The 22,542-nt window shown below is 55.5% G+C and carries 23 protein-coding genes; 9 read left to right on the top strand and 14 right to left on the bottom strand.

The window, feature by feature from the left end:
- Nucleotides 1-18: 18 nt before the first annotated feature.
- From ACE38U_RS08590 to leuC, 6 genes are all read right to left on the bottom strand, one after another.
- Nucleotides 19-741, bottom strand: a complete 723-nt coding sequence (locus tag ACE38U_RS08590) for a CDP-diacylglycerol pyrophosphatase (protein WP_375529644.1) — start codon at nt 739-741, stop codon at nt 19-21.
- A gap of 94 nt (nt 742-835) precedes the next feature.
- A complete protein-coding gene (locus tag ACE38U_RS08585) occupies nt 836-1,162 on the bottom strand; it encodes a hypothetical protein (protein WP_038472367.1) in 327 nt (108 codons plus the stop codon).
- 170 nt (nt 1,163-1,332) lie between these two features.
- Entirely contained in the window at nt 1,333-2,280 is a 948-nt protein-coding gene (locus ACE38U_RS08580; protein WP_375529510.1) for a LysR substrate-binding domain-containing protein, read from the bottom strand.
- A 20-nt stretch (nt 2,281-2,300) separates the two neighbouring features.
- Nucleotides 2,301-3,224, bottom strand: coding sequence for an alpha/beta fold hydrolase (locus ACE38U_RS08575; RefSeq protein WP_375529509.1), 924 nt, complete (start codon nt 3,222-3,224; stop codon nt 2,301-2,303).
- Nucleotides 3,225-3,230: 6 nt separating this feature from the next.
- Nucleotides 3,231-3,845: a 3-isopropylmalate dehydratase small subunit gene (gene leuD / locus ACE38U_RS08570; protein WP_375529508.1), complete on the bottom strand. Its 615-nt coding sequence runs from the start codon at nt 3,843-3,845 to the stop codon at nt 3,231-3,233.
- Nucleotides 3,846-5,270 carry a 3-isopropylmalate dehydratase large subunit gene (gene leuC / locus ACE38U_RS08565; RefSeq protein ID WP_176982967.1) on the bottom strand — a complete coding sequence of 475 codons (1,425 nt, stop codon included), beginning with the start codon at nt 5,268-5,270 and terminating at the stop codon, nt 3,846-3,848. It lies immediately after the preceding gene.
- Between the two features lie 333 nt (nt 5,271-5,603).
- On the opposite strand from leuC, the gene ACE38U_RS08560 reads away from it, so the two are divergent.
- The gene (locus tag ACE38U_RS08560; RefSeq protein ID WP_375529507.1) at nt 5,604-6,899 is read left to right on the top strand and encodes a glycoside hydrolase family 10-like protein; all 1,296 of its coding nucleotides are present in this window, start codon (nt 5,604-5,606) and stop codon (nt 6,897-6,899) included.
- 51 nt (nt 6,900-6,950) lie between these two features.
- On the opposite strand, the gene ACE38U_RS08555 is transcribed toward ACE38U_RS08560, so the two are convergent.
- The 3 genes from ACE38U_RS08555 to ACE38U_RS08545 all read right to left on the bottom strand — a co-directional run bounded on the left by ACE38U_RS08555 (nt 6,951) and on the right by ACE38U_RS08545 (nt 8,614).
- Nucleotides 6,951-7,511: an RNA polymerase sigma factor gene (locus ACE38U_RS08555; protein ID WP_038482593.1), complete on the bottom strand. Its 561-nt coding sequence runs from the start codon at nt 7,509-7,511 to the stop codon at nt 6,951-6,953.
- Nucleotides 7,512-7,516: 5 nt separating this feature from the next.
- Complete coding sequence (locus tag ACE38U_RS08550; RefSeq protein ID WP_038472353.1) at nt 7,517-7,969, bottom strand: hypothetical protein; 453 nt, start codon at nt 7,967-7,969, stop codon at nt 7,517-7,519.
- Nucleotides 7,970-8,059: 90 nt separating this feature from the next.
- The gene (locus tag ACE38U_RS08545) at nt 8,060-8,614 is read right to left on the bottom strand and encodes an NAD(P)H-dependent oxidoreductase (RefSeq protein ID WP_176982970.1); all 555 of its coding nucleotides are present in this window, start codon (nt 8,612-8,614) and stop codon (nt 8,060-8,062) included.
- Nucleotides 8,615-8,718: 104 nt separating this feature from the next.
- Between ACE38U_RS08545 and ACE38U_RS08540 the strand changes: the two genes are divergently transcribed.
- On the top strand, nt 8,719-9,591 hold the full coding sequence (locus ACE38U_RS08540; protein ID WP_255483463.1) for a LysR family transcriptional regulator: 873 nt from the start codon (nt 8,719-8,721) through the stop codon (nt 9,589-9,591).
- Nucleotides 9,592-9,790: 199 nt separating this feature from the next.
- The gene (locus ACE38U_RS08535) at nt 9,791-10,639 is read left to right on the top strand and encodes a LysR family transcriptional regulator (protein ID WP_176982972.1); all 849 of its coding nucleotides are present in this window, start codon (nt 9,791-9,793) and stop codon (nt 10,637-10,639) included.
- Here ACE38U_RS08535 and ACE38U_RS08530 read toward each other — a convergent pair.
- Entirely contained in the window at nt 10,622-11,797 is a 1,176-nt protein-coding gene (locus ACE38U_RS08530) for a YbfB/YjiJ family MFS transporter (protein WP_176982973.1), read from the bottom strand. The genes ACE38U_RS08535 and ACE38U_RS08530 overlap by 18 nt on opposite strands.
- 119 nt (nt 11,798-11,916) lie before the next feature.
- The gene (locus ACE38U_RS08525; protein ID WP_375529506.1) at nt 11,917-14,607 is read right to left on the bottom strand and encodes an ATP-binding protein; all 2,691 of its coding nucleotides are present in this window, start codon (nt 14,605-14,607) and stop codon (nt 11,917-11,919) included.
- A gap of 108 nt (nt 14,608-14,715) precedes the next feature.
- Between ACE38U_RS08525 and ACE38U_RS08520 the strand changes: the two genes are divergently transcribed.
- Nucleotides 14,716-15,927, top strand: coding sequence for an MFS transporter (locus ACE38U_RS08520; RefSeq protein ID WP_038472339.1), 1,212 nt, complete (start codon nt 14,716-14,718; stop codon nt 15,925-15,927).
- A gap of 50 nt (nt 15,928-15,977) precedes the next feature.
- On the opposite strand, the gene ACE38U_RS08515 is transcribed toward ACE38U_RS08520, so the two are convergent.
- Nucleotides 15,978-16,961 carry a Ppx/GppA phosphatase family protein gene (locus tag ACE38U_RS08515; RefSeq protein WP_176983349.1) on the bottom strand — a complete coding sequence of 328 codons (984 nt, stop codon included), beginning with the start codon at nt 16,959-16,961 and terminating at the stop codon, nt 15,978-15,980.
- Nucleotides 16,962-17,172: 211 nt separating this feature from the next.
- On the opposite strand from ACE38U_RS08515, the gene ACE38U_RS08510 reads away from it, so the two are divergent.
- Nucleotides 17,173-17,979 carry a 5'-nucleotidase, lipoprotein e(P4) family gene (locus tag ACE38U_RS08510; RefSeq protein WP_176983347.1) on the top strand — a complete coding sequence of 269 codons (807 nt, stop codon included), beginning with the start codon at nt 17,173-17,175 and terminating at the stop codon, nt 17,977-17,979.
- A gap of 239 nt (nt 17,980-18,218) precedes the next feature.
- On the opposite strand, the gene ACE38U_RS08505 is transcribed toward ACE38U_RS08510, so the two are convergent.
- Both ACE38U_RS08505 and ACE38U_RS08500 read right to left on the bottom strand, forming a co-directional pair.
- The gene (locus ACE38U_RS08505; RefSeq protein ID WP_038472335.1) at nt 18,219-18,854 is read right to left on the bottom strand and encodes a DUF421 domain-containing protein; all 636 of its coding nucleotides are present in this window, start codon (nt 18,852-18,854) and stop codon (nt 18,219-18,221) included.
- A gap of 9 nt (nt 18,855-18,863) precedes the next feature.
- Complete coding sequence (locus tag ACE38U_RS08500; protein ID WP_038472332.1) at nt 18,864-19,310, bottom strand: DUF3290 domain-containing protein; 447 nt, start codon at nt 19,308-19,310, stop codon at nt 18,864-18,866.
- Between the two features lie 208 nt (nt 19,311-19,518).
- On the opposite strand from ACE38U_RS08500, the gene ACE38U_RS08495 reads away from it, so the two are divergent.
- From ACE38U_RS08495 to ACE38U_RS08480, 4 genes are all read left to right on the top strand, one after another.
- Entirely contained in the window at nt 19,519-19,908 is a 390-nt protein-coding gene (locus ACE38U_RS08495) for a RidA family protein (RefSeq protein ID WP_176982541.1), read from the top strand.
- 23 nt (nt 19,909-19,931) lie between these two features.
- Entirely contained in the window at nt 19,932-20,912 is a 981-nt protein-coding gene (locus ACE38U_RS08490; protein ID WP_038472326.1) for a threo-3-hydroxy-L-aspartate ammonia-lyase, read from the top strand.
- A gap of 18 nt (nt 20,913-20,930) precedes the next feature.
- Entirely contained in the window at nt 20,931-21,578 is a 648-nt protein-coding gene (locus tag ACE38U_RS08485) for a helix-turn-helix transcriptional regulator (protein ID WP_176982540.1), read from the top strand.
- Between the two features lie 89 nt (nt 21,579-21,667).
- Nucleotides 21,668-22,540: a dienelactone hydrolase family protein gene (locus tag ACE38U_RS08480; RefSeq protein ID WP_255483414.1), complete on the top strand. Its 873-nt coding sequence runs from the start codon at nt 21,668-21,670 to the stop codon at nt 22,538-22,540.
- The last annotated feature ends 2 nt before the right edge of the window (nt 22,541-22,542 follow it).

Raw genomic sequence — 22,542 nt, 5'->3', positions numbered from 1 at the left:
ATAGCGGGGACGCAATATTTAATCACTGCTTCGCGACGGCAAAATAGCACACTCTTTATCCAGCAATGCTTCCACCGAGGCACGATTATTACGGTCCCAGCCCCGCTTAGTGGTAAGCAAAATAAACCCTTTTTGCTTACCGTAGGTTGTGGGAATGACGGCCACGCCCCACTCCGCCAGCTGTTCAGGCGTTAAATGGAAATGACTCGCGACGCTGTTAATTGGATCAATTCCCATGACGGTCGGCTGCATCACCCGCCGCGCGTACCAGGTGTAACGCAGGAGCTTATCGGGCAACGGTTGCCATTCTTCCGTTATAAAGGGGCGTTCTGCCAGCATTTGACGCCTGACGTCCTCACGCAGACAAGTCAGGTGGATATGCAGCTGATTTTGGCTACGACCGTAGGCCGAGTTAATGGCCAGGCCTAGCCTGTCGTCCGGCACAGGGGCTCCGTACTGGTACGCCAAAAGACGGCGCATAAGCCAGGCGTAGCCAAAGTAATCCGTGTGGCCTTCTGCCGCCAGTTCCGGGCTTTCAATGCCGCTCAACTTCGCCGTGGGCACCAGAATAAAATGATAGGGATAACGCGGGTTCTGGATAACGCTAAAACCGTGAGCCTTCCCCTCCGGCATGTAGATCTGTTGGCAAGGTGCCGGACTGCTCGTTTGCTGATAGTTGGTCATGCATACCTTATCGACCACGCCCCACAGCGCGTCGGAGCGGGCACAGCCCACCAGCATGAATATTCCCAGAAGTAAAAACCCACGACAAAGGCTGGCGGAAACCGGCGTGGTTATTACATTTGTGCGCATTAGATAAGCGTCAGCAAATTTGTTACTCCCGGGCTGGCTCTATTTTATCCAGATGAATGCTTAGGTTAAGCACGCGGAATTTACAGAAGACTCTCAACCCCAGCCATGAAATAAAACCGAAAAATAAGACCAAAAATAACGTAACAATAATGCTAATAAGTGGGCCTGCCACCAGGGCGGAAAAACCGTACACCTGCTGCCCGTTCAGCATTACGCCGTTAAATCCTAAAAAGCCCATGATCCCGCTGATCAGGCCAAGTATGGTCATGGGTATAGATAAACCGATACCAAAAATTTTAAGAAGGCTGACAAGAGGCACCCGCTTGACCTGTAATGACGTTTTACTCAATTTTTATCTCTCCTGTTTTTCACGCAACGCCGCGAATTATTACCAGGGAAATCATAGCGTTTTATAGCAATAAAAACAGCCCGATGAATGGATCTTTCAGGTTTAACGCCTGGTCTATCTCAGCTCATCGATGCATCTGGACGGGGATCTCTCGCATTCTGGCGTTGAAATTATTTAGCCATGCCTGACGCTTCCACCGGCGGAAACTGTTGAAAATAGTCCACCAGAAAATCGATACAGACTTTTAGCTTCGCCGAACCGCTGGTGCGGTTGGAATACACCGCCCAGATATTCGCGGTCTGGTACCACTCCGGCAAAACCTGCACCAGCTCGCCGCGGGCAATATAGTGCTGCACTTCCCACTGCGAGCGCAGAATAATTCCGTGCCCTTTCAACGCCCATTTCAGGACTACGCTGCCGTTATTGGATGAGAGCTGGCTACTGACGTGGGTCTGCTGAGTTTCCATGCCATTGGTTAACGGCCATACGCCGAACTGCGAGCTGCGTTCCTGAATCACCAGGCATTTATGGTGTCGGAGATCGGCTATCTGCTGCGGCGTGCCGTGCTGTGTGAGGTAGTCCGCGGAGGCGCAAAGTACACGCTGGTTAGCAGAGAGCTGGCGGGTGATATACAGATCTTTAATATCGTCGCCGACGCGAATTTCAACGTCAACACCCTCTTCTATCAAATCAACGACCCTGTCGGTCAGCGTCAGCTTAATGTTTAACGCCGGATAACGTTCCGCCAGCGCCGACAGTGCATCGGGCATATAGGTTGAGCCAAAACCAAACGAGCAGCTCATCTGGATATTACCCTCAAGGGTCTCTCTCCAGGCGGCAAGCCCCGAAACAAAATCGCCCATGCTCTCCAGAACCGACAGCGCCCCCGTCATCGCCTTATGGCCGTCTGCCGTTAAATGAATGGCGCGTGCGCTGCGGTGTAACAGCCGCATGCCGAGGCTTTTTTCCAGTAGAGCAATGCGTTTACTGACGTAAGACGGTGAGAGCCCCAGCTCCGCCGCCGCGTTGGCAAAGCTTTCTTTGCGAACCACGGTGACAAACACGTTCAGGTCTTCAATAAGCGGCCACGGGGCGCGCGGATTTTCATTGGGGCTCATCGTTATGCCATCGTCTGGAGTCAGGTTAAGAACGGCATAATAGCGCCGAGCAGCGCATCAGGACACTCTTCTTGTGGGCTGTGTCCGCAAGGCATAGCTTTGCCGCGCACGTCCAGCGCCTTTTCCTGCCACGTTGCGATGACATCGTAAAGCTGGCCCACGGTGCCTTTCTCCCCCCAAAGCACCAGCAAAGGGCTGGTGATGCGCAGATGCTTATCGGCGTCGTCATCCTCAAGATCGAGGGTGGCCGAGGCGCGGTAATCCTCACATATAGCCCGTAGCGTATCGGTATTCTGATAACAACGCAGATATTCGGCGAACACCTCCGGTTCCGTAGCGCCGGGCGTTTTAAGCTGGCCATCGATGTGCTTACGCAGGAAAAATGCCGGATCTGCGGCGATCATTTTCTCCGGCATCGGCGCAGGCTGGATCAGGAAGAACCACCAGAAATAGCGGGTGGCAAACGTCTTATCGGTCAGCGCATACATGGTTGCCGTCGGGGCGATATCAATAAAGATACTGCGTTTAACCTGCTCAGGATAATCCAGCGCCAGACGATGCCCAACGCGAGCCCCCCGGTCGTGCCCCATAAAAGCAAAGCCTGCATGGAACCCCAGTCGTGCCACCAGCAGAACGATATCTTTCGCCATCTCACGCTTGGAATAGCTGCGGTGATCTTCGTCGCTGGCGGGTTTAGCGCTGTCTCCGTAGCCGCGAATATCCGGCATGATGACGGTAAAATGCCGTGCCAGAACCGGCGCAATTTTACGCCAGGTGACGTGGTTTTGCGGGTGACCGTGCAGTAAAACCAGCGGTTCGCCCTGGCCTCCTACGGCGGCGCGAAGTGAAATACCGTTATCCAGCGTCACGTCCATTAACTGGAAACCAGGAATAAAAGGAGACTCCCCCCGGTCACAAACAAAGTCAGCGTTATCTTTCATCATTGAATGTTAGTCCTGGGTCAGTAGCCACGGATGCGCGGCAAAGTGGCGCTGTTCGAACTCCCGAATCTCCTGCTGGTATTGCATCGTATAGCTAATGGCATCATGGCCTTCCAGCAGCATATGCTTTTTCAGCTCATCGACCGTAAAGGCAAGATGATTCTCCCCCATGCTAATCTGCTGCTGAGCAAGATCGACAATAATGCGGTTGGTCTCCGGGTTGCCTGCGGCCTGCGCCAGTTGGTCAATATCCGCCGTCGGCAGCGTAAGGGTCAGCACGCCGTTACGCTGGCAGTTGTCGTTAAAAATACCGGCAAAACTGGTGCCGATAAGCGCGCGAATGCCAAGCTGACGTAATCCCCACACCGCATGTTCGCGGCTGGAGCCACAGCCAAAGTTAGGGCCGACAATAAGAAACTGAGCGCCCTGCCATGCGGGTTTGTTAAGGATAAAATCCGGGTTCGGCGTGCCATCAGTCTGGAAACGCTGGTCAAAGAAAACGCCCCTGTCCAGGTTGTTGCGGTCAATGCCCTTCAGGAACTGCTTCGGCATGATCACATCGGTATCAATGTTGGCTGCCATCATCGGCGCGGCCACGCCGGTCACACGGTTAAAGGGTTCCATTTACGCTTCTCCCTGCAGTAAAAACGGACGAACATCCGTCAGATGGCCTGCCACTGCCGCCGCCGCGACCATCGCCGGGCTCATTAAGTGGGTTCTTGCCCCGGCCCCCTGCCGCCCCGCGAAGTTACGGTTTGTGCTCGAAGCGCAGCGGTCGCCCGGTTGCAGCACGTCCTCGTTCATGGCGAGGCACATTGAGCAGCCTGACTGCCGCCACTCAAAACCTGCGTCGATAAAGATTTTGGCTAATCCTTCCTGCTCGGCACGCGCACGAACCTGCGTTGACCCCGGCACGATAATACCTCTTACACCCGGCGCGATTTTCCTGTGACGCAGCACCTGCGCCACGGCCCTGAGATCTTCAATACGCCCGTTAGTACAGGAACCAATAAATGCATGGGTAATGGGGATCTGGCAGAGCGGCGTGCCGGGCGTAAGGCCCATATAGCTCAGCGCATTTTCAACGTCACGGCGTTTTGCCGCTGTGGGCTCAGCGGCGGGATCGGGCACCAGGTCCGTAATACTTCCGCCCTGGTCCGGGCTAGTGCCCCAGGTCACGCGAGGCGTTAAGTTCGCGCAGTCGAGCACGACTTCTTTATCGAAGACCGCGTCGGCATCGCTGCGCAGCGTGCGCCAGTACTTGAGCGCCAGCTCCCACATCTCGCCTTTAGGCACGCGAGGTGCTGGTTTGATATAGGCATAAACTTTCTCATCCGGCGCCATAAAAGCGCCGCGCGCCCCGGCTTCAACCGCCATATTACAAATGGTCATGCGCCCTTCCACGCTCAGCGCGTCAATCGCGCTGCCGCAAAACTCAATGGCAAAACCTGTCGCGCCATCTGCGCCTATTTCGGCGATAAGCAGCATCACAATGTCTTTCGCCGTCGCGGCAAACGGCAGCTCACCGTTCACCGTCACGCGCAGCGTTTTTAGCTTTTTGTAAGCCAGCGTCTGAGTCGCCAGCATATGTTCTATTTCTGAGGTGCCGATGCCGAATCCAAACGCGCCGAAGGCGCCGTAGGTTGTGGTATGGCTGTCGCCTGCGGCAATCACCATGCCCGGCAGGACGATCCCCTGCTCGTGCGCAACCACGTGCTCGATACCCTGCCGGGGGTCCATAACGTCAAACAGTTCGAGGCCAAAATCACGGCTGTTGGACTCAAAGTAGCGAACCTGAAGCTCACCGCCAGGGTCAGTCATCTCTGGCGTGCGCTCGGGCCGTGTCGGGTTAACGTGGTCGACGTTGAGCAGAATACTCTTTGGCTGCCAGACCTGACGATTAGCGTCACGCAGGCCGCTAAAGGCCTGTGGGCTGGTGTATTCATTGAGGATAGAGCGGTCGATATACAGCAGGACATTGCCCTGATCGTCCAGAGGGCGGATGACGTGGGTATCGATGATTTTATCGTACAGCGTTTTAGGCTTCATTACGGGTCACCTTGCTTCTCTACAGCAAAAAATAACGGCGTGCGGACACGCAGATAAAAAATGAGCAATTAACGAAGGGATAGTAGCAATCGGGCGATTAAGCTGTCAGCAAAGGCATGGTGCACAATCGTAATAGGATAAAACACGAAATGTGTTCTATTTATTGTGATGATAAATAAGGATTTTGATCGTAAGCAAGGTTAGTCAGGGTCTGCTTTACTTAACGGCGTTAGAGATTGACTTGATATTGAATAGTAAGAAAATGCATGTCATCTAACGATCGGCAAAAATCTGGAGCACATCATCGCCTCTTCACGCCGCTTTCTCTCTGTTATGAAGATTAAAAAGCCTGCTGCCATGCTTGCCGTCGCGCTGTTTCTTGCCAGCTGCGCCTCTAAACCGCCGGTTTCTCTGGTGACGCCCTTTCCATCGGGTAAGCCGAATGTCCCGCAGCCTGCGCAGAACAATCAGCCAATGCGTGGCGTCTGGCTGGCAACGGTTTCCCGGCTGGACTGGCCGCCGGTTTCTTCCGTTAACGGCAGTAGCGCATCGGGGCGCATTAACCAACAGCAGCAGGCCTTGAAAGACAAGCTGGATAAGCTGAAGTCGCTCGGGATTAACACCGTGTTCTTCCAGGTTAAACCTGACGGTACCGCCCTTTGGCATTCAAAAATATTGCCGTGGTCAGATATGCTGACGGGCAACATTGGCGAAGATCCCGGTTACGACCCGTTGCAGTTTATGCTCGACGAAGCGCACAAACGCGGCATGAAGGTGCACGCATGGTTTAACCCCTACCGCGTTTCCACGAACACCACGCCCGGCACTGTTGCAGCATTGAACCGCACGCTTTCTCTCCAGCCCGCCAGCGTCTTTGTGCTGCACCGTGACTGGATAAGAACCTCTGGCGACCGCTTCGTACTCGACCCCGGTATTCCGGAAGTCCGTGACTGGATAACCAGCATCGTCGCCGAAGTTGTCTCGCACTATGCCATTGACGGCGTGCAGTTTGATGATTACTTCTATACCGAATCCCCGGGCTCCACGCTTAACGATAATCAAACCTACAGAACTTACGGCCAGGGCTACGCGTCGAAAGCCGACTGGCGGCGGCATAATACCCAACTGCTGATTGAGCAGGTTTCCCGCACTATCAGGCAGCTAAAACCCGGCGTTGAGTTTGGCGTCAGCCCCGCTGGCGTATGGCGCAATATTTCCCACGATCCCGCCGGGTCGCAGACTCGCGGCGCGGCGGCCTATGACGAGTCGTTTGCGGATACACGGCTTTGGGTACAAAAAGGCCTGCTGGACTATATCGCCCCGCAGATCTACTGGCCCTTCTCGCGCAGCGCTGCACGCTATGACGTGCTGGCGAAATGGTGGGCGGACGTCGTGAAGCCGACCCATACGCGCCTCTATATTGGCATTGCGCTGTACAAAGTCGGGGAACCTTCAAAGAATGAGCCTGACTGGACGGTTAACGGCGGCGTTCCAGAGCTGAAAAAGCAGCTCGATTTGAACGAATCCCTGCCGCACATTAACGGCACAATCCTGTTCAGGGAAAACTACCTGAACCAGCCACAGACCCGGCAGGCGGTGAATTACATCAAGGAGCGTTGGGGGGAATGATTGGCTAAAAAAAGCCGGATCGCCCGTCCCTGGGCAGATCCGGGGGCTGTGTCAGTGACCAGCCAGGTCGTCATACAAGTTGCGCAGCCGGGTGCGCAGATACAGAACGGCTTTGTGTTTGCGGGAGAGCAGCGCCTGCACGGTGTCGCCGCTCTCGCCAGCAAGGTCTTTTACGCTATAGTCTTGCAGCTCGGTTTTGATAAATACGTCCCGCTGAGCCGGAGGCAGCTCGGACAGCGCCGTTTCCAGCTCTTCCCATAGCAACTGCTTCAGGTATTCGTCCTCCGGCGTTTGCGGAGTGCCAAAAAGCGTTTCGGCCAGCTCATCTTCCGGATAATCATCCTCGTCTTCGCCACCGAACCAGCCTGCCAGAGGCAGCTCGCGCTTTTTCCTCGCCCGGTCGGTCATTTCGTTGCGGGCGGCGCGGAACAGCCAGGCGGCGACGTTCTCCACCGGCTGCTCCACTTTCATCAGCTGGTAGCTGACCTCCTGCAGGATATCGTCGGCATCTTCACGCCTCGCCGTTCGCCCGCGAATAAAAGCTTTAAGTCGGGTCCGGCAGCCGTTCAGCGCTGTCACCAGCAGAGATTCCCCTGCCATTCCGGCTTTCATCGGCGTCACTCAGCGTCCGGTTTTTTGGCGCTGTTTTCTTCCGGCGATGGCTGCTGCGGACGTGGATCCATTCTTTCATCCCCGCGAGCATGCCAGCCGCAGCGGTCACGATGGCCAAAACCAAACTTCTCGCGGCGATGTTGCATGAACTCTTCGCGCTGCTCCGGCGTCATTTGCATCCAGCGTTCGTGCATGCGGCGACGGGCTTTACCAAACATGCCGGGACGGAAGCCCAGGCCACCGAACAGGATCCGGCATAGCGCCAGCAGGCCTAAAGATTGCCAAAAACCGATGGCCTTAACGCCCAGCAGCCCCGGTAACACCGCATTCCATAGCGTCATTACGACCAGGCCGAGCACAACAAAAAGCGCCACGCACAGCAAAATTGGTTTGCCCATTCTGTGGCCACAGAATCCGCGGCGATGATGGTCATGTCGGTGCATATCAAAATCTCTCATTATGTTTACCTCGTTACGGTTACAGATAATCACTGGTGATGAGGTAGACGAATCAGCGTGAGAAATATTGCTAAAAAAAATGAAAAATCCTCAAATTTTTTCCTCACGCCACAGATGAAGGGCCATAACGTACTCTTCGGCCTTTGCTTTCAGGCCCACGGGCTCAAGCTTATCGGCAGTGTAGACCACAAACGGTGAACGCCAGATGAGACCACAGCGATGTGCGGTGGCACGAAGTGGAGCCAGCAGTGATTCAATGGTAAAGAGATTGCGCCCATCGGGCCGGTAAGACTCTTCAACGTTGCCTGCGGTCACCGCCACAAACAGCGGCGTCCCTTCCAGCTTTTGCCCTTCCTCTTCGTAATTCAGGTAGAACATTCTGGTCAGTACCGCGTCCTGCCACTGGCGCATAATCGCGGGCATGGAGTACCAGTGAATCGGGAATTGCAGCACAATGCGGTCGGCACTCAGCAGCCTTGCGGCTTCACGCTCGCCGTCGCGGTAAATGTCGATGCCTTCAGGATACAGTGCCTGGATATCGACCACTTCAACGTTATCCAGGTTTGCCGCCTCCTTCCCCAGCGCGGCGTTGGCGTTTGAGCGGGACAGGTCCGGGTGGAACAGCAGGATCAGGGTTTTGTGCATGATGTCGTCTCCTTGGATTGATGAGACGAGAATGGCGAGGCCTGAGAAATTACTCCAACAGATAATAGAGATAATCTATTATCTATGACATGAATTTAAGAACGTTGGATCTCAACCTCCTGGTCGTGCTGGACGCCCTGCTCGACGAAGCGCACGTCACCCGCGCTGCGGACAGGCTGTGCCTGTCGCAGTCGGCCACTTCTGCCGCGCTTGCCCGCTGCCGCGACCTTTTCCACGATGAGCTTCTCGAACGTGGGCGAGGAACCATGAGGCTAACGCCTTTGGCCCAGTCCCTGCGCGCGCCGCTGAAATCTGTCCTGGGCGGCATCACCGAGCTTATCGACCCTCCGGCGATTCCACTGCACCAAATTAGCCAGAAGCTGCGGATCACCATGGCGGATTATCCGGCGCTATTCGTGCTGGTGCCGCTGATGCAAAAGCTACAGCTGTCGGCCCCGGGCATTGATCCTGTCGTGCAGGCGTGGAGCGGCGCTGAGCAGGCGGAAATCGCGCTGCTGAACGGCACGACGGACATCGCCATTTCCGTTTTTCCCCAGCCCGCAGCGGACATCCACAGCGAGCTGCTGATGAATGAGCATTATGTAGTGGCGATGCGGGAAGGCCATCCGGCGGCAGAAGAGTTTGACCTCCATCGTTGGCTGGCATTTCCACATGTCATTACCTCCGGCAAAGGTGAAAGCGTAACGCCCGTTGATGCTGAACTTGCCAGGCATGGGTTAAGCCGCCGGGTCGGCCTGGTATTGCCTAATTTCCAGATGGTGCCGCAGCTGCTGGCCGCATCAGATCTGCTGGCGCTGCTGCCCTCCCGCGTAATGCCCTTCACTCAGGGGCTTGTTGCCTTCCCCTCACCGCTAAAACTGGCAGGGTTTTCGCTGCACCTGGCCTGGCACAAGCGCCGTAGCCAGGATATCGCCCTGCAGCATGTCGCCGCTATCCTGATGGCGCTGTTAAAATAGGGGGTACTCTACAGCCCCGCCTCGCGCACCAGCGTTCGCAGTAATTCAGCTGGCCGCGCGGCCGGAGATAGCATGAGTCATGTCCGCGCCGGGTGGAGACGCCCGCCATGGGGGCCTGTATGATGGAAGAGATTGATGGCTTAACATCTTATTTGAAGATGTTAAGATCAAGATTATTGTCATATTGAGAATTAAAAATATGAACCACACCACACTGCAGATGTTCAAAATCGTCGCCGAAGAGCAAAGCGTGACCAAAGCGGCGAAAAAGCTTGGCCGCGTGCAGTCGAACATCACCACCCGCATTCAGCAGCTGGAAGAAGAGCTTGGCGTGGCCCTGTTCATGCGCGACAGCAAAAAAATGACGCTTTCGCCGGAGGGGGTAAGCTTCCTCTCCTATGCCCAAAAAATTCTTAGCCTGGCCGAAGAAGCCAGGCAGGCGCTGCACCCGGGTAAGCCCGCTGGCGTACTGAAAATCGGTTCAATGGAGGCGACGGCCGCTAGCCGCCTGATGCCGGTCTTTCAGCAGTTTCACGGTCAGTGTCCGGAGGTCAGTCTGAGCTTAAAGACCTTGTCGACACAGCAGCTGCTGGAGCGCGTTCGCAATGCCTCGCTGGACTGTGCCCTGGTGAGCCTGCTGCCTGACGCGGAAGGCATTATCGAATGCCCTCCGGATCTCGAATTCGTTAACGTTTTTAACGAAAGCCTGGTTTTGCTCACGCCAGCTTCCGTCAGCCACGACGAAGTTCGTCTTGCCGCTTTCCCTAAAGGCTGTTCTTACCGTGCACGCGGCGAAGCTTTGCTCAACACCCAGGCCGTCGTTGAGGTGCAGGACGTCAGTTCTTACCATTCGATGGTCGCCAACCTTGCCGCCGGGCGCTGCAGCTGCGTGCTGCCGGAAAGCGTGGCCGCAACCCTTGTCCTGCCGCAGGACACCCGGCAGCAGTTTGTAACGCAGGCCCTCACCCAGCTGGTCTGGCGTAAGGGTTACAGCTCCCCCGCGCTGGAGGCAATGAAGCAGGTACTTGCCTCAGCCAGTAACCTTTGAACGCCCTGCCATCACCAGCCCACCGGCCAGCAGCAGCGCGCTGGTGGCCGCCATCAGCGATCCGCTAAAACTGCCGGTAATACCGTAAAGTTCCCCGGCGACCAGCGGGCCAATAATCTGCCCGATGCCATAAATAGCGGTCATTGCCGCAATCATATTGAAGCGGACAAGGTGTGCCAGCCTTTTGGCTTCCGGCAAAGCAATGGTGACCGTGCCGGTAAAGGTAAAGCCCACCAGCAGAGCGCTCAACAGGCAAAACAGCAGCGACTGGCTAAAAGCCGGAAGTACCACGCCAGCGGCCTGCACCAGAAGATTCGCGGTAAACGCGCGGCGATAGCCGTACTTCTGCACGACCTTGTGCCAGACAAAACAGGACGGCACGGCGGCCAGGCCAAAGATAGCCCAAAGCTGCACCGGATCCAGCGAGCTAAGCTGTCCGGAGAGAAAAAGCGGCAAATAGGTGGCGGTAATGATGTAGCCAAATCCGGCCAGGCCGTAAATAGCCAGCAGCCGCCAGGCGTCTCTCACTGGCCCTTTGACTTGCTCAATCTGGCCCACCGCCTGGGGCTGGTAGTCCACCAGGTAATCCGGCGGGCTGAGCAACAGCCGAAACACCAGCATAAAAAGCAGCAGCGCGGTAATGCCGCACATCAGCCAAATCTGTTGGCTGGAATAGCCGTACGCCTTGCCGAGCGCGATAAATTCGGCGGACAAAAAGATCCCCAGCCCTACGCCGGAATAGAGTACCGGCGCGCCGTGGTGGTGTTTCATGTGCTGCAGGAGCCACAGCGAAGCAGCAATAAGCGACACCGCGCTTAACAGCCCGGCAAAGCCGCGCACCGCCACAACCGCCCACGGCGATCTCGTCCATGCCAGCAGAAGCAGGCAGCCAATCGTTAACCCCACGGAGACCATGTTTAATCGCCGGGCATCGCCAGGCTTCGCCTTTGCCAGCAGCAGCGCCCCTAAAAGATAACCTGCGTAATTAGCCGAGGCGGCCAGGTTCCCCTGGTGCAGCGACAGCAGCCCTTCTTTCAGCATCACCGGCAGGATCCCGGTATAGGAAAAACGCCCGTAGCCCATGCCGATAGCCAGCACGACCGCGCCCGCAAGCGCCAGCAGCAGCGCGCGTATTTCTGGCCTGAAATGCATTGTCATGACGCCTCACCTTTAAATCTCATAATGGAAATGTTTTTTTGTTTAAATCTTATTTTGAGATTAATGGTGATGAAGATGACAGGCAAGCGACTTCTTTGCCGACTGAGATTTGTCGTTGATTAACCAGAAGTGCGCATGTCGGCCTCTATGCGCTGAATCCAGCCTTTGGCCGTTTGGCTCTGCGCCAGTAGCAGCGCGGCCTGTAACGCCAGGCTGTACTCCAGAACATGTTCTGGCCTGTCGGAATAGCGGATTTGCGCCTGCACACGCATCAGCTCGGGCAGGTTCCAAAGCGACTGGTTCACGTCGAGCACGGACAGGCGTTCGCTGAGAAGCGTATCCGCCGCCTCCCGCTGACCTTTCTGCGCCAAAGCAGCGGCAAAATCAGAGAGAAAAATCGAATAAGCCGGATCAAAGCCATTGGCACGTAAGGTGGCGAGCATCGCGTGAATTTGTGGCGGGAGAATAGCTTCTGGCTGCCTGCGTAACCTGCCCCAGAACGTAAACGCCGAGGCATAAAGCCGCCAGAATCCCAGGCCATGCTCAACGGCAATTGTCTCGATCTGCGAGGCAATCAGCAGCACCTGGTCTATATCGCCGGTTAAGGCCGCCAGCGTGCAGCTGCCTTCCGCGAGCGCGGCACACAGCGAGCAGGCATGATCGAGCTCCCTTGCTTCCTCCACCGCCAATTGCGCCGCTCTTCTGGCTTTGGCGATGTCGCCGGTCACCCACAGCGTGCGGACCAGGAAAGCCCAGCCAGCCACGCGCTGATCCAGTCCAAAACGGAATGGCGCTCTCTGGCTGTCATCATCCACGGCGCGATCCAGCAATGCCTGAATTTCGCCGATCGCAGCCTGCTGATCGCCGGAAAAATGCAGCGCGGTACCCACCAGACGCCGGGCGGTCAATAAAGCGCCATAGTCACCGATTTCGGCGGCAAGCGCGGCCATTTTTTTGCCGTTGTTCCCGGCCTGCTGATAGCGGCCGCTGCGCAGGTGATACAGCCACAGTCCGTATTCTGCCTGCAGCTGTATTTCTCGGTCCCCGAGCGTGCCGGCAAGCTCTCCGGCCCGCCGCCAGGCCTGGCCGTTTTCCTCAACCGGCCCCTGCGCCCAGCCCAGGGCAGAACCTAAAGCCGCCTGCATCAGCATCTCTTCACGCTGCGTGGCGTGCCCGTTTTGCGGATTGTTAATGGCCGCGGTGATACGCTGGCGGCATTCGCCGTGCAGCGAAAGCTGGATCCAAAAAGGCGTGGCGTTAGCGAGAATACTGCGGCCAAGCGGCGCGTTTTGACCTGCGCCAAAACACCAGTCAGCCGCGGCACGAAGATCGTCAATCAAATAACCATACTGACGACGCCAGTGCGGGCTGGATGCTTCCGTCCAGGCTTCCGTTGCCTGCACCATGTTGTCTGCGGTCAGATGCGCATGCCTGAGAGAAAGCTGCTCGCTATCGCCCGCCAACAGCCCGCGAGCGTATGTGCGAACAATCGTGAGATAGCGATACCTTGCCGGTCTGGCACCCGCTTGAAATACCAGCAGTGATTTCGCGACCATTTTCGCTACAACGTCACTGGTGTGCTCCTGGTTTAACAGCCCTTTCGCTGCCGCGAGGTCGAACTCGCCGGGAAAAATAGCCAAAGCCTGAAAGACTCGCTGCTCGTCTGCCGTCAGCAGCCGGTAACTCCAGTCCAGCGCGTCGGCTAACGTTCTGTGGCGTGAGGTCCTGGCAAGACTGGGAGCGTCAGGCAGCGATTCTCGCCCCGCAAGGTCGGCCAGCACCGCTTCCGGCCCCAGGCTGGCAACCCTGGCGGCCACAATCTCCAGCGCCAGCGGGACCGCATCAAGCAGCCGGCAAAGCGCCGCTACGGGCCGCACGTTTTCTTCCGTCAGGCGAAACTGGTAATCCGCCGCCTGAATGCGCTGGACGAGAAACTCAACCGCGCTGTAACTTTGTGCCTCGCTGACGTTCACCTGCGCAGACGGTAGAGCCAGCGGCCCAATGCGATACACCTGTTCGCCCTCAATGCCCAGCGGAGTCTGACTGGTTAGCAAAACGCTGAGCAATTCATTCGCCTGCAGCAGGCGTTCAATTTCCTGCGCACAGGCGGTTGCCAGATGCTCACAGTTATCGATAACAAGCAGCGCCGGGTGAGAATGCTGTCTCCCCGCTCCGCGAATGCCGGCTACTGCCGCGCGCAGGACCGGAACCGGATCTGAGCCGCCGTTCAGGCTGGATAAATCAGCAAAAAATATGCCGTCTGGATAAAGCCCGGCGGCTTCGCGCACAACCTCCAGCAGCAGCCTGGTTTTGCCAATACCGGCGGGCCCGGCCAGAGTACAAAGAGTATTTTCGAGCAGCAGTTTTCTTATCTCACCCAGCTCTCTTTCGCGGCCAATCAGCGGCGAACGTGGGCGAGGCAGACTGGTTGATGTGGGGCTGACCGGCAATGATGAAGTAGCCGCCTGCAGCTTATTGACCGCGGCGGTAAAGCAGTAACCGCGCCCAAAAACGGTCGTTATCAGATTGCGGTCAGCGCCGAAAATTTTGCGCAACGCGGAAATTTGCGCCTGCAGGTTGTTTTCTTCAACGATCTCTTTTGGCCAGACGGTTTCCAGCAGCGTCTCTTTCGCCACCACCTGCCCGGCCTCGCTGACCAGCAGCTTTAACACCGCCATCGCCCGCTCGCCCGGCTCAAGGCGAACGCCGTCCCTCAGCAGCAGGCCAAGGTCAGGAAACAGCTGGTAGCGGCCAAAGACCACCATATCGTCATCTCTTTCCGGGCGGGTTTGGGCGTTGTCGACAGGCATCGGTGCGGTCGCTTTCAGGTAATTTCAGAAGTCTGAAATTCTAGGGCAAAGATTGCTGGTGGACAATCGTTCAGCATCAGGGTTCGTCATCACCTGTGAGAAATAATCATGTCGGATAACCCGCTCGACGTTACCCTTAAACGCCTGCCCGAGGCCGAAGAACACTCGCCTTTAACGTCCACTCTGCTGCTGATCATGGCGCTGGCCTGCGGCGTTTTTGTCGCCAACGTTTACTACAACCAGCCGCTGCTGGAGCTGCTGCAACAGGCTTTTCCCCGGCAGTTAGCCCTGGTGAGCCTCGCGCCCACGGCAACCCAGCTGGGTTTTGCCTGTGGGCTGTTTTTACTCGTTCCCCTTGGCGACAAAATTAACCGCCGGACGCTTATCCTTTGCCAGTCGGCGGGGCTTGCGGTGGCGCTGGCCTGCCTGGCATTAGCGCCCAACGTCGTGACCATTATTATTGCATCTGCGGCGGTAGGCGTGACGGGCTCCGTGGCGCAGCAGATTGTGCCGTTTGCCGCCGAACTCGCCAAACCGGAACGCCGTGGGCAGGTGGTCGGCACGGTGATGAGCGGCGTGCTCTGCGGCATTCTGCTGGGCCGGGCCGTCGGCGGTTTTAGCGGCGAGCACTGGGGATGGCGAGCCACCTTCTGGCTGGGCTGTGTGGCTACCGCCTGCGGCTGGCTCATGCTGTTCTTCACCCTGCCGCACCATACGCCGCGCAACAAGCAGACCTATATGAGCCTGATGCGATCGCTGGTTTCGCTATGGCGCGAAGAACCTTTGCTACGCCGGGCAACGTGGATTCAGGCCGCCCTGTTCGGATCGTTTATCGGCCTGTGGACGATTCTGGCGCTGCAGCTGCACGCCGCGTTCCACCTCGGCGCAGACGTTGCCGGCATGATGGGCATTGTCGGTGCCGTCGGGATCCTGATTGCGCCGCTCGCCGGGCGAATTGCCGACCGCCGGGGACCTTATGCGGTGATCGGACTTGGCGCGCTGGTGATGGTTATTTCGTTTGCGGTGCTTGGCCTGTGGACGTCGCTAACCGGGCTGGTGATCGGCATTATCCTGATGGATCTCGGCGAACAGTCGGCGCTTATTTCCAATCAGCACGTGATTTATGCCCTGCGTCCGGAAGCCCGGAGCCGCATTAATACCGTGTTTATGAGCGGGATGTTTATCGGCGGGGCGCTGGGCTCATGGGGAGCAAGCCTGGTATGGCGACTGGGAGGCTGGGAAATGGCCTCGCTGCTGGGCGGCCTATTGAGCCTCGCCGGGCTGCTTATCCATATGATTGGGCGAAGAAAGCGCGGCTGATGTGAAAGGCGGCGGCACGCCAGAACGGCCGCCGCAGATTTCAAAGGGCGCTATTGAATCAACACGCCCTGCACCAGGTTAGCTTTTACCACGGTCACCTGTGGAATTTTCAGCGCTTCCATGTAGCCCTGAACCAGCAGCAGGTTGCTGACGTCCGTAGCTCGGTAATCACCGCGCAGCTCTGAGTCCCCTTTCCACACCTGGCCGGCGGAGGCTTTTTGCAGATCGGCGAGGGTGTAAACTTTTTCGTTCAACTGCTTGCTGACGGAGAAATCATGCACCCCGCCAATGCCCACAACGGTACGCTTTGCCAGCGCCTGTTTCATCTCCGGGCTGACGTGGGTTGTGGCATAGAAGCGAACAAAACGCAGCACGCCGTCGCGCAGAGAACCAATCGGATTTGGCGAACTGACCTCATGCAGGTCTTTGTTTTTCACCACGTCGATGATGTAGTTCTTCAGCGTGACGGAAGCCAACTTGCCCTGGTAAATCTCCGGCTGCCATTTGTCGTGCTTTTGCAGCCAGGTGGTCATCTGCATCGACCCGCCGCCGATGTCCCAGACCACCATCTGGTCGTCTGCCAGCGGCACCGGCATCGAGGCTTTGGCGGACAGGAAGCCCAGCTCGGCTTCCTGCGCCTGGGAGATAATTTTTAAGTTAACCCGCACGGAGCGGTTAAACGCATCGATAACCTGCTGTGCGTTAGAGGCGCTGCGGAAAACAGCGGTCGCAACGCCGTTAAAACGTGTTGGATGATAGCGAGCGGCTTCCGCCGTCAGCTCCTGCAGCGCAGCCTGGCCCTGCCGCTGTATCGCCGGGCTGAGGGTGTTGTCCGCAGATTTGGACAGATCTTCGTTAAAAGCGATTGGGCGCTGATCCTCGAACAGCACTTTGTTGATGCGCTGTTTGCAGGTGTCCACTTTGGCGACCACCAGCTTGGTGGTGCCGGAGCCCATGTCGATGCCCGCGCGAGTCTCTTCACAGCCAGCGGCATGGGCCGCAAAGCTCACGCCGGGTAAGGCCGCCACCACCATCAGGGGAAAAAAATTGCGTCGAAATATTTTTGTCATATTGAGTATCCAGTGTCGATCCATTAAAAAGCTATTGATAACGTAGCTTTAATATTCGGTAAAACACTTTTTAATAATACCTGCTGATTTTGTTAGAAAAAGCCGCTGCATTGTTCAGTACAGGGGCCGGCAGGTATCAATGGCGTTAATGATAAGCAAGGGTAAGGATAAAAAGATGAAGAAAAGTATATTGAGTGGCGCGATGGCGCTGGTGCTGGTCAGCCTGACGGGCTGTGCAAATCAGCAGCAGGCGGCCGATCAAAAACTGGCCAGCCAGACGGTGATGGCGGTTGACTGGTTCCAGCAGTCCGGCGAATACCGTGCGCTGGCGTATCAGTCGTTTAACAGCGCTCGCCTGGCCTGGGATCGGTCAGCCAAACAGGGTAACGCTAAGCGCGCGGTGATTGTCGATCTGGATGAAACCATGCTGGACAACAGCGCCTACAGCGCATGGCAGGCGAAAAATAACAAAGCGTTTGACGACAAAACCTGGTCCCAGTGGACTCAGGCTCGCCAGGCGCTGGCCGTCCCCGGCGCGGTGGATTTTGCCAACTATGTTAACAGCCACGGTGGCACCATGTTCTATGTGTCAAACCGCGACAGCAAAGACTTTGACGCGACCGTCGCCAACATGAAAACGTTGGGCTTTACCGGCGTGAGCGACAAAACCGTGCGCCTGAAAACCGACAGCTCCAACAAGCAGGCTCGCTTTGATGCGATCAAGGCCGAAGGTTATGACGTGGTGATGTACATCGGCGACAACCTGAATGACTTTGGCAAAGCGACTTACCATAAAGATCAGGCGCAGCGTCAGCAGTTTGCCAGTGACAACCGCAGCAAGTTCGGCACCCAGTTCATCGTGCTGCCTAACCCAATGTACGGCGACTGGGAAGGTGCCTTAGCGCCAAACTACTTCAAGTTGAACACGGCCCAGCAGGCAGAAGCGCGTGAAAATGCGCTGCGTGGCTGGTCCGGGAAATAAGCTGTCTCGCCCCACCCTTGCGGTGGGGTTTTTATGCCGTCATGCTGGACTGAAGCTATCTCTAAGCCAGCGATGGGCGGCATCATCATCAGTACAACACTGCCTCGACGAGAGAGCCCTCCTTTAAGCCGAAAATCCTGGGAAGACCTCAAGGCTCCCCTTGGAAAGTGACATATAAGAGATTAAGTGCATTCCTTTTTTATCTATAACCTAATAGGTCAGACGCTTGGTTTTAGATATTATCTTTCATATCCGTATAAATTAATCCTGCCCGAGAGATACTCACCTAAATATACTTCGCTGATTTTATTAAAGCCTTGCTTGATAACTTCATTTTCTAACCAGTCATTGTCCTTGTTAAGGATTTCGAGCAGATCATGATTAGCTAAACCATCAACTATAATTGGATAGCGTATATTTTCATCACCACTTTGTATAATGGTTAATTGCCCATTCTGTTCGAGAACTACGCGCTTCAATTGTTCTATTTCATAAATGCCATTCGCCCTTAACTTGAACATCAAATCATTTGCAGAAACACCATTGCGTAAACACTCCTTAACATTGACACTGCCATTATGTACCAGGGTGATAGGCTTGCCATCAATAATCCTTTTAACTAGACGATTGTTCTCTTTTAAAAATTTAAGGACAAAAACGAGGAAGGTCCATATAATTAACACCAAAACAAACTGTAGTACTGTTATCGATTCATTATAAATTACGCCACCGATAATCCCCCCGAGCACATAGTTCTGAACCTGGTCCATTGCGGATGAAGGAGCCAGATTACCCTTCCCCATGAGATTTATTTGAATAATCAGGCACAGTATCCCCAGACCCAATTTTATCATGATTGGCGTATAAATTATCATTTCTGTTCCTCAGTTTTTTATGATTTCTATGCCTGGGTTTACTAACGACACCTCAACTAAACTATATGTTTTTTGATCCGGACTTAAATTAACGCGATAGTAAAGATCATTAATTTTAACGATTATGCCATCCGAGAGCTGTACTGAATTTGAAAATATAGAATCCATACCCACTTCTTTTTCTTTTGATAACAATTTAACAAAGCTCACCATTTGTGATGATTGAGAGTGTATATTTTGACTATCAGTATAATCTGCATACTGAACACCAGAAATGAACAGTAAAAATAAAAATACGATTATTGTTAGGTCTCGATATTTAGTTTGTAAGCGATGACGCATGTAGAGGCTAAAAAAAACGATCAGGATAAATAAAGCACTAAATATAATGATGTATTTTAAATAATCATTAATATTAGACTGCGTTTGTAGATAGTCGATGCCATAAAATCTCATATAGTTATAATCCCTAAACACTTAAGACCCCGTTTTTATTATAGTAACACATTGCCATTTCCCGCTCTAACGACCACGATCCTGACTTTCTCCTCCCTTCCAGCTCACCACTATCTCCCTTGCTGCTTTCCATGTTGAAAACTACTTGATCAACATTTAGTCCAGATATAGATTATTTGTCTAAATCTGAACGCAATTGAGAGGACACATGGCTCCGGATATCACGCTGCGCAATATCGAAAACGTGCCTGCTCCCGTGGGGCACTATTCGCACACCACTACCGCAGGCGGATTGGTGTTTATTTCCGGGCAGCTACCCGTTGCCGTTGACGGCAGCCCACGCTGCGATGCGCCTTTTGAGGAGCAGGCCCGGCTGGTGCTGCAAAACATAGAGTCCTGCCTCGGCTGCGCGGGCGTAACAAAGCAGCACCTTGTTTCCGTGCGGGTGTACATCACGGATATCAATCTCTGGCCGCTATTTAACAAAATCTACGCGGAGTGGATTGGCGAGCATCGCCCTTCCCGCGCGGTAGCCGGCGTTTCACAGCTCCATTACGGCGCAGCGCTTGAAGTTGAAGCCGTGGCGCTCTCTGAATAAGACAACCGATTGAAGGAGGCATAATGAGTGAACTAGTTCTTCCCGTTTATGACGATGTGGTGGCCGCAGCTCAGCGTATTAAAGACCATGCCAACCGCACGCCGGTGATGACTTCCCGCACCGTGAATGAAGAGTTTGGCGCAGAAGTCTTTTTCAAATGTGAAAATTACCAGCGCATGGGTGCGTTTAAATTTCGTGGCGCAATGAACGCCCTCGCCCAGTTCACGCCCGCGCAGAAAGAAGCTGGCGTGGTGGCCTTCTCCTCCGGGAACCACGCCCAGGCGATTGCGCTGGCAGCAAGGCTGTTGGGTATTCCGGCCACTATCGTGATGCCGGAAGATGCCCCGGCGGCCAAAATAGCCGCGACGCGGGAATACGGCGGGAAAGTCATTCTCTATAACCGCTACACCGAAGACCGCCAGCAGATCGGTAACGATCTGGCTGAGAAATATGGCCTGACCCTGATCCCTCCTTACGATCATCCACACGTGATTGCGGGCCAGGGTACGGCGGCAAAAGAGCTGTTTGACGAGGTCGGCGAACTGGACGCGCTGTTTGTCTGCCTGGGGGGCGGTGGCTTAATTTCCGGCTGCTCGCTGGCGGCACGCAGGCTTTCGCCCCACTGTAAGGTTTATGGCGTTGAGCCGGAGGCGGGGAATGACGCGCAACAGTCCTTCCGACGCGGTAAGATTGTGCGCATCGATACGCCAAAAACGATAGCAGACGGCGCGCAGACCACCTTCCTCGGCGACTATACCTTCGAGATGATTCGCCAGAACGTGGACGATATCTTTACCGCCAGCGATGACGAACTGATCGACTCGATGAAGTTTTTCGCCGAGCGCATGAAAATGGTCGTCGAGCCGACGGGTTGCCTTGGTTTTGCTGCCGCACGCGGGATGAAAGAGAGCCTTCGCGGCAAGCGTGTGGGCATCATCCTTAGCGGCGGTAACGTCGACATCAGCCGCTACGGCGAGTTACTCGCCAGGGCCGCACAGCGTTAAACATCAGGAGAGAATAGCGTGACAAAACCAGCAGACAATACCCTGCTAGAGCAGCTCGACAATATTGCCCAGGGGATAAGCGAGACCTTCGCGCCGTTTTGTGAGGTGGTAGTGCATGACCTGCAACAGCCGCAACACTCTATTCTCTCCATACATAACAATCTGTCGGGCCGAAAAGTCGGCCAGGCCGCAACCGAAATGGGGCTGGCTCGCATTGCCTCCCCGGATTTTCCGGCAGTGGTTGCCAATTACGCCAACCAGTTTGCCGATGGTCGCCCGGTAAAAAGTACCTCCATCGGGCTGAAAGATGCCTCCGGGGAGTACGTCGCCGCGCTGTGCCTGAATCTGGATATGACCTTGTTCAGAGGGATGCAAAGCATGCTGTCGCGCTTCACTGAAACCCACGCGGGTCCGGTGGAAGAGCACATTGAACCCGTAGGTTCAGAGGCCATAAGGCTGAGAATCGACCAGTATGCTGCCGGGCTGGCGACGACGCCGCGCGCGCTGAAAACTTCGGAAAGAATTGAGCTGTTGCAGACGCTGAAAAAAGAAGGATTACTGGATATCCGTAAATCGATGGAAACCGTGGCGCAGCATCTGGGCATTTCGCGGGCGTCGGTTTATCTGTATGCAAAACAACAGCCGACCGTGGACGACACGGCGTAATTCAACCGCGATTTTTTTGCCAGGGCAGACAGATGGGTTCTTTGAAGTGGCTGATAGCGTCTTTACCCCAGGAACCAAAGCGCTCCGGAATGGCTCTCAAAAGCATCGCAGTTTCGGTGCTATTCCTCACCCTCAGCGGCTGCCGCTCTGCCCCTGACGCTTCTGCTTCATCAATGCGGCTGGATCGCCGACTCAACGAACAGGTTGTGATGCTGCCGGTCGAAACTGACGGGAAAATCGTTGAGCTCGAAACCACGCTCTACAAGCCTCCGGGCAACGGTCCTTTCCCTCTGCTGTTAATGAATCACGGCAAAAATCCCGGCAACGCCCGCACGCAGCCTCGTTCACGTCACCTTGAAATTGCCTCGGTATTTGTTCACCGCGGGTTTGTGGTTGCCATACCTATGCGGGAAGGCTTCGCGGCATCAGGCGGGCAGTATCCGCGCGACGGATGCGACGTTCGCCGCCACGCGTTTGACGAGGCCAAAGATTCTGCCGCCGCCCTCAGTGCGCTGGTAAAGTTGCCGTATGTCGATCGCACACGCATCGTGGTTGCCGGTCAGTCTGATGGCGGGCTGGTGACCATGGCCCTGAGTACCCGGCAAATTCCCGGCGTACTGGGCGTGATTAACTTTTCCGGCGGGCTACGCATGAAAACCTGCGCAGGCTGGCAGCAAAACTTGGTGAACGCCTACGACAGTATCGGGCAACGGGCGCGTTACCCGTCGCTTTGGTTCTACGGCGATAACGATGAACTTTGGCCGCAGCCGCTGCCGCAGCAGATGTTCAGCGCCTACACAAGCCAGGCCTCCGGGGCTGCAAACCGAGCCCGAATGGTTGATATCGGTACCTTCGGGAAAAACTCCCATGACTTTGCCGACAGCAAGGCCGGCGTCAGACTGTGGTACCCGCAGATGAAAACGTTCGTTCACTCGCTGGGCCTGCCGTTTGAACCTATTTAGCC

The sequence above is a fragment of the Cedecea selenatireducens genome (assembly GCF_042138895.1).
Classification (GTDB): Bacteria; Pseudomonadota; Gammaproteobacteria; order Enterobacterales; family Enterobacteriaceae; genus Cedecea; species Cedecea selenatireducens.
The sequence above is the reverse complement of the archived record's forward strand: the minus strand, read 5'-3'. Positions and strand labels throughout refer to the sequence as shown.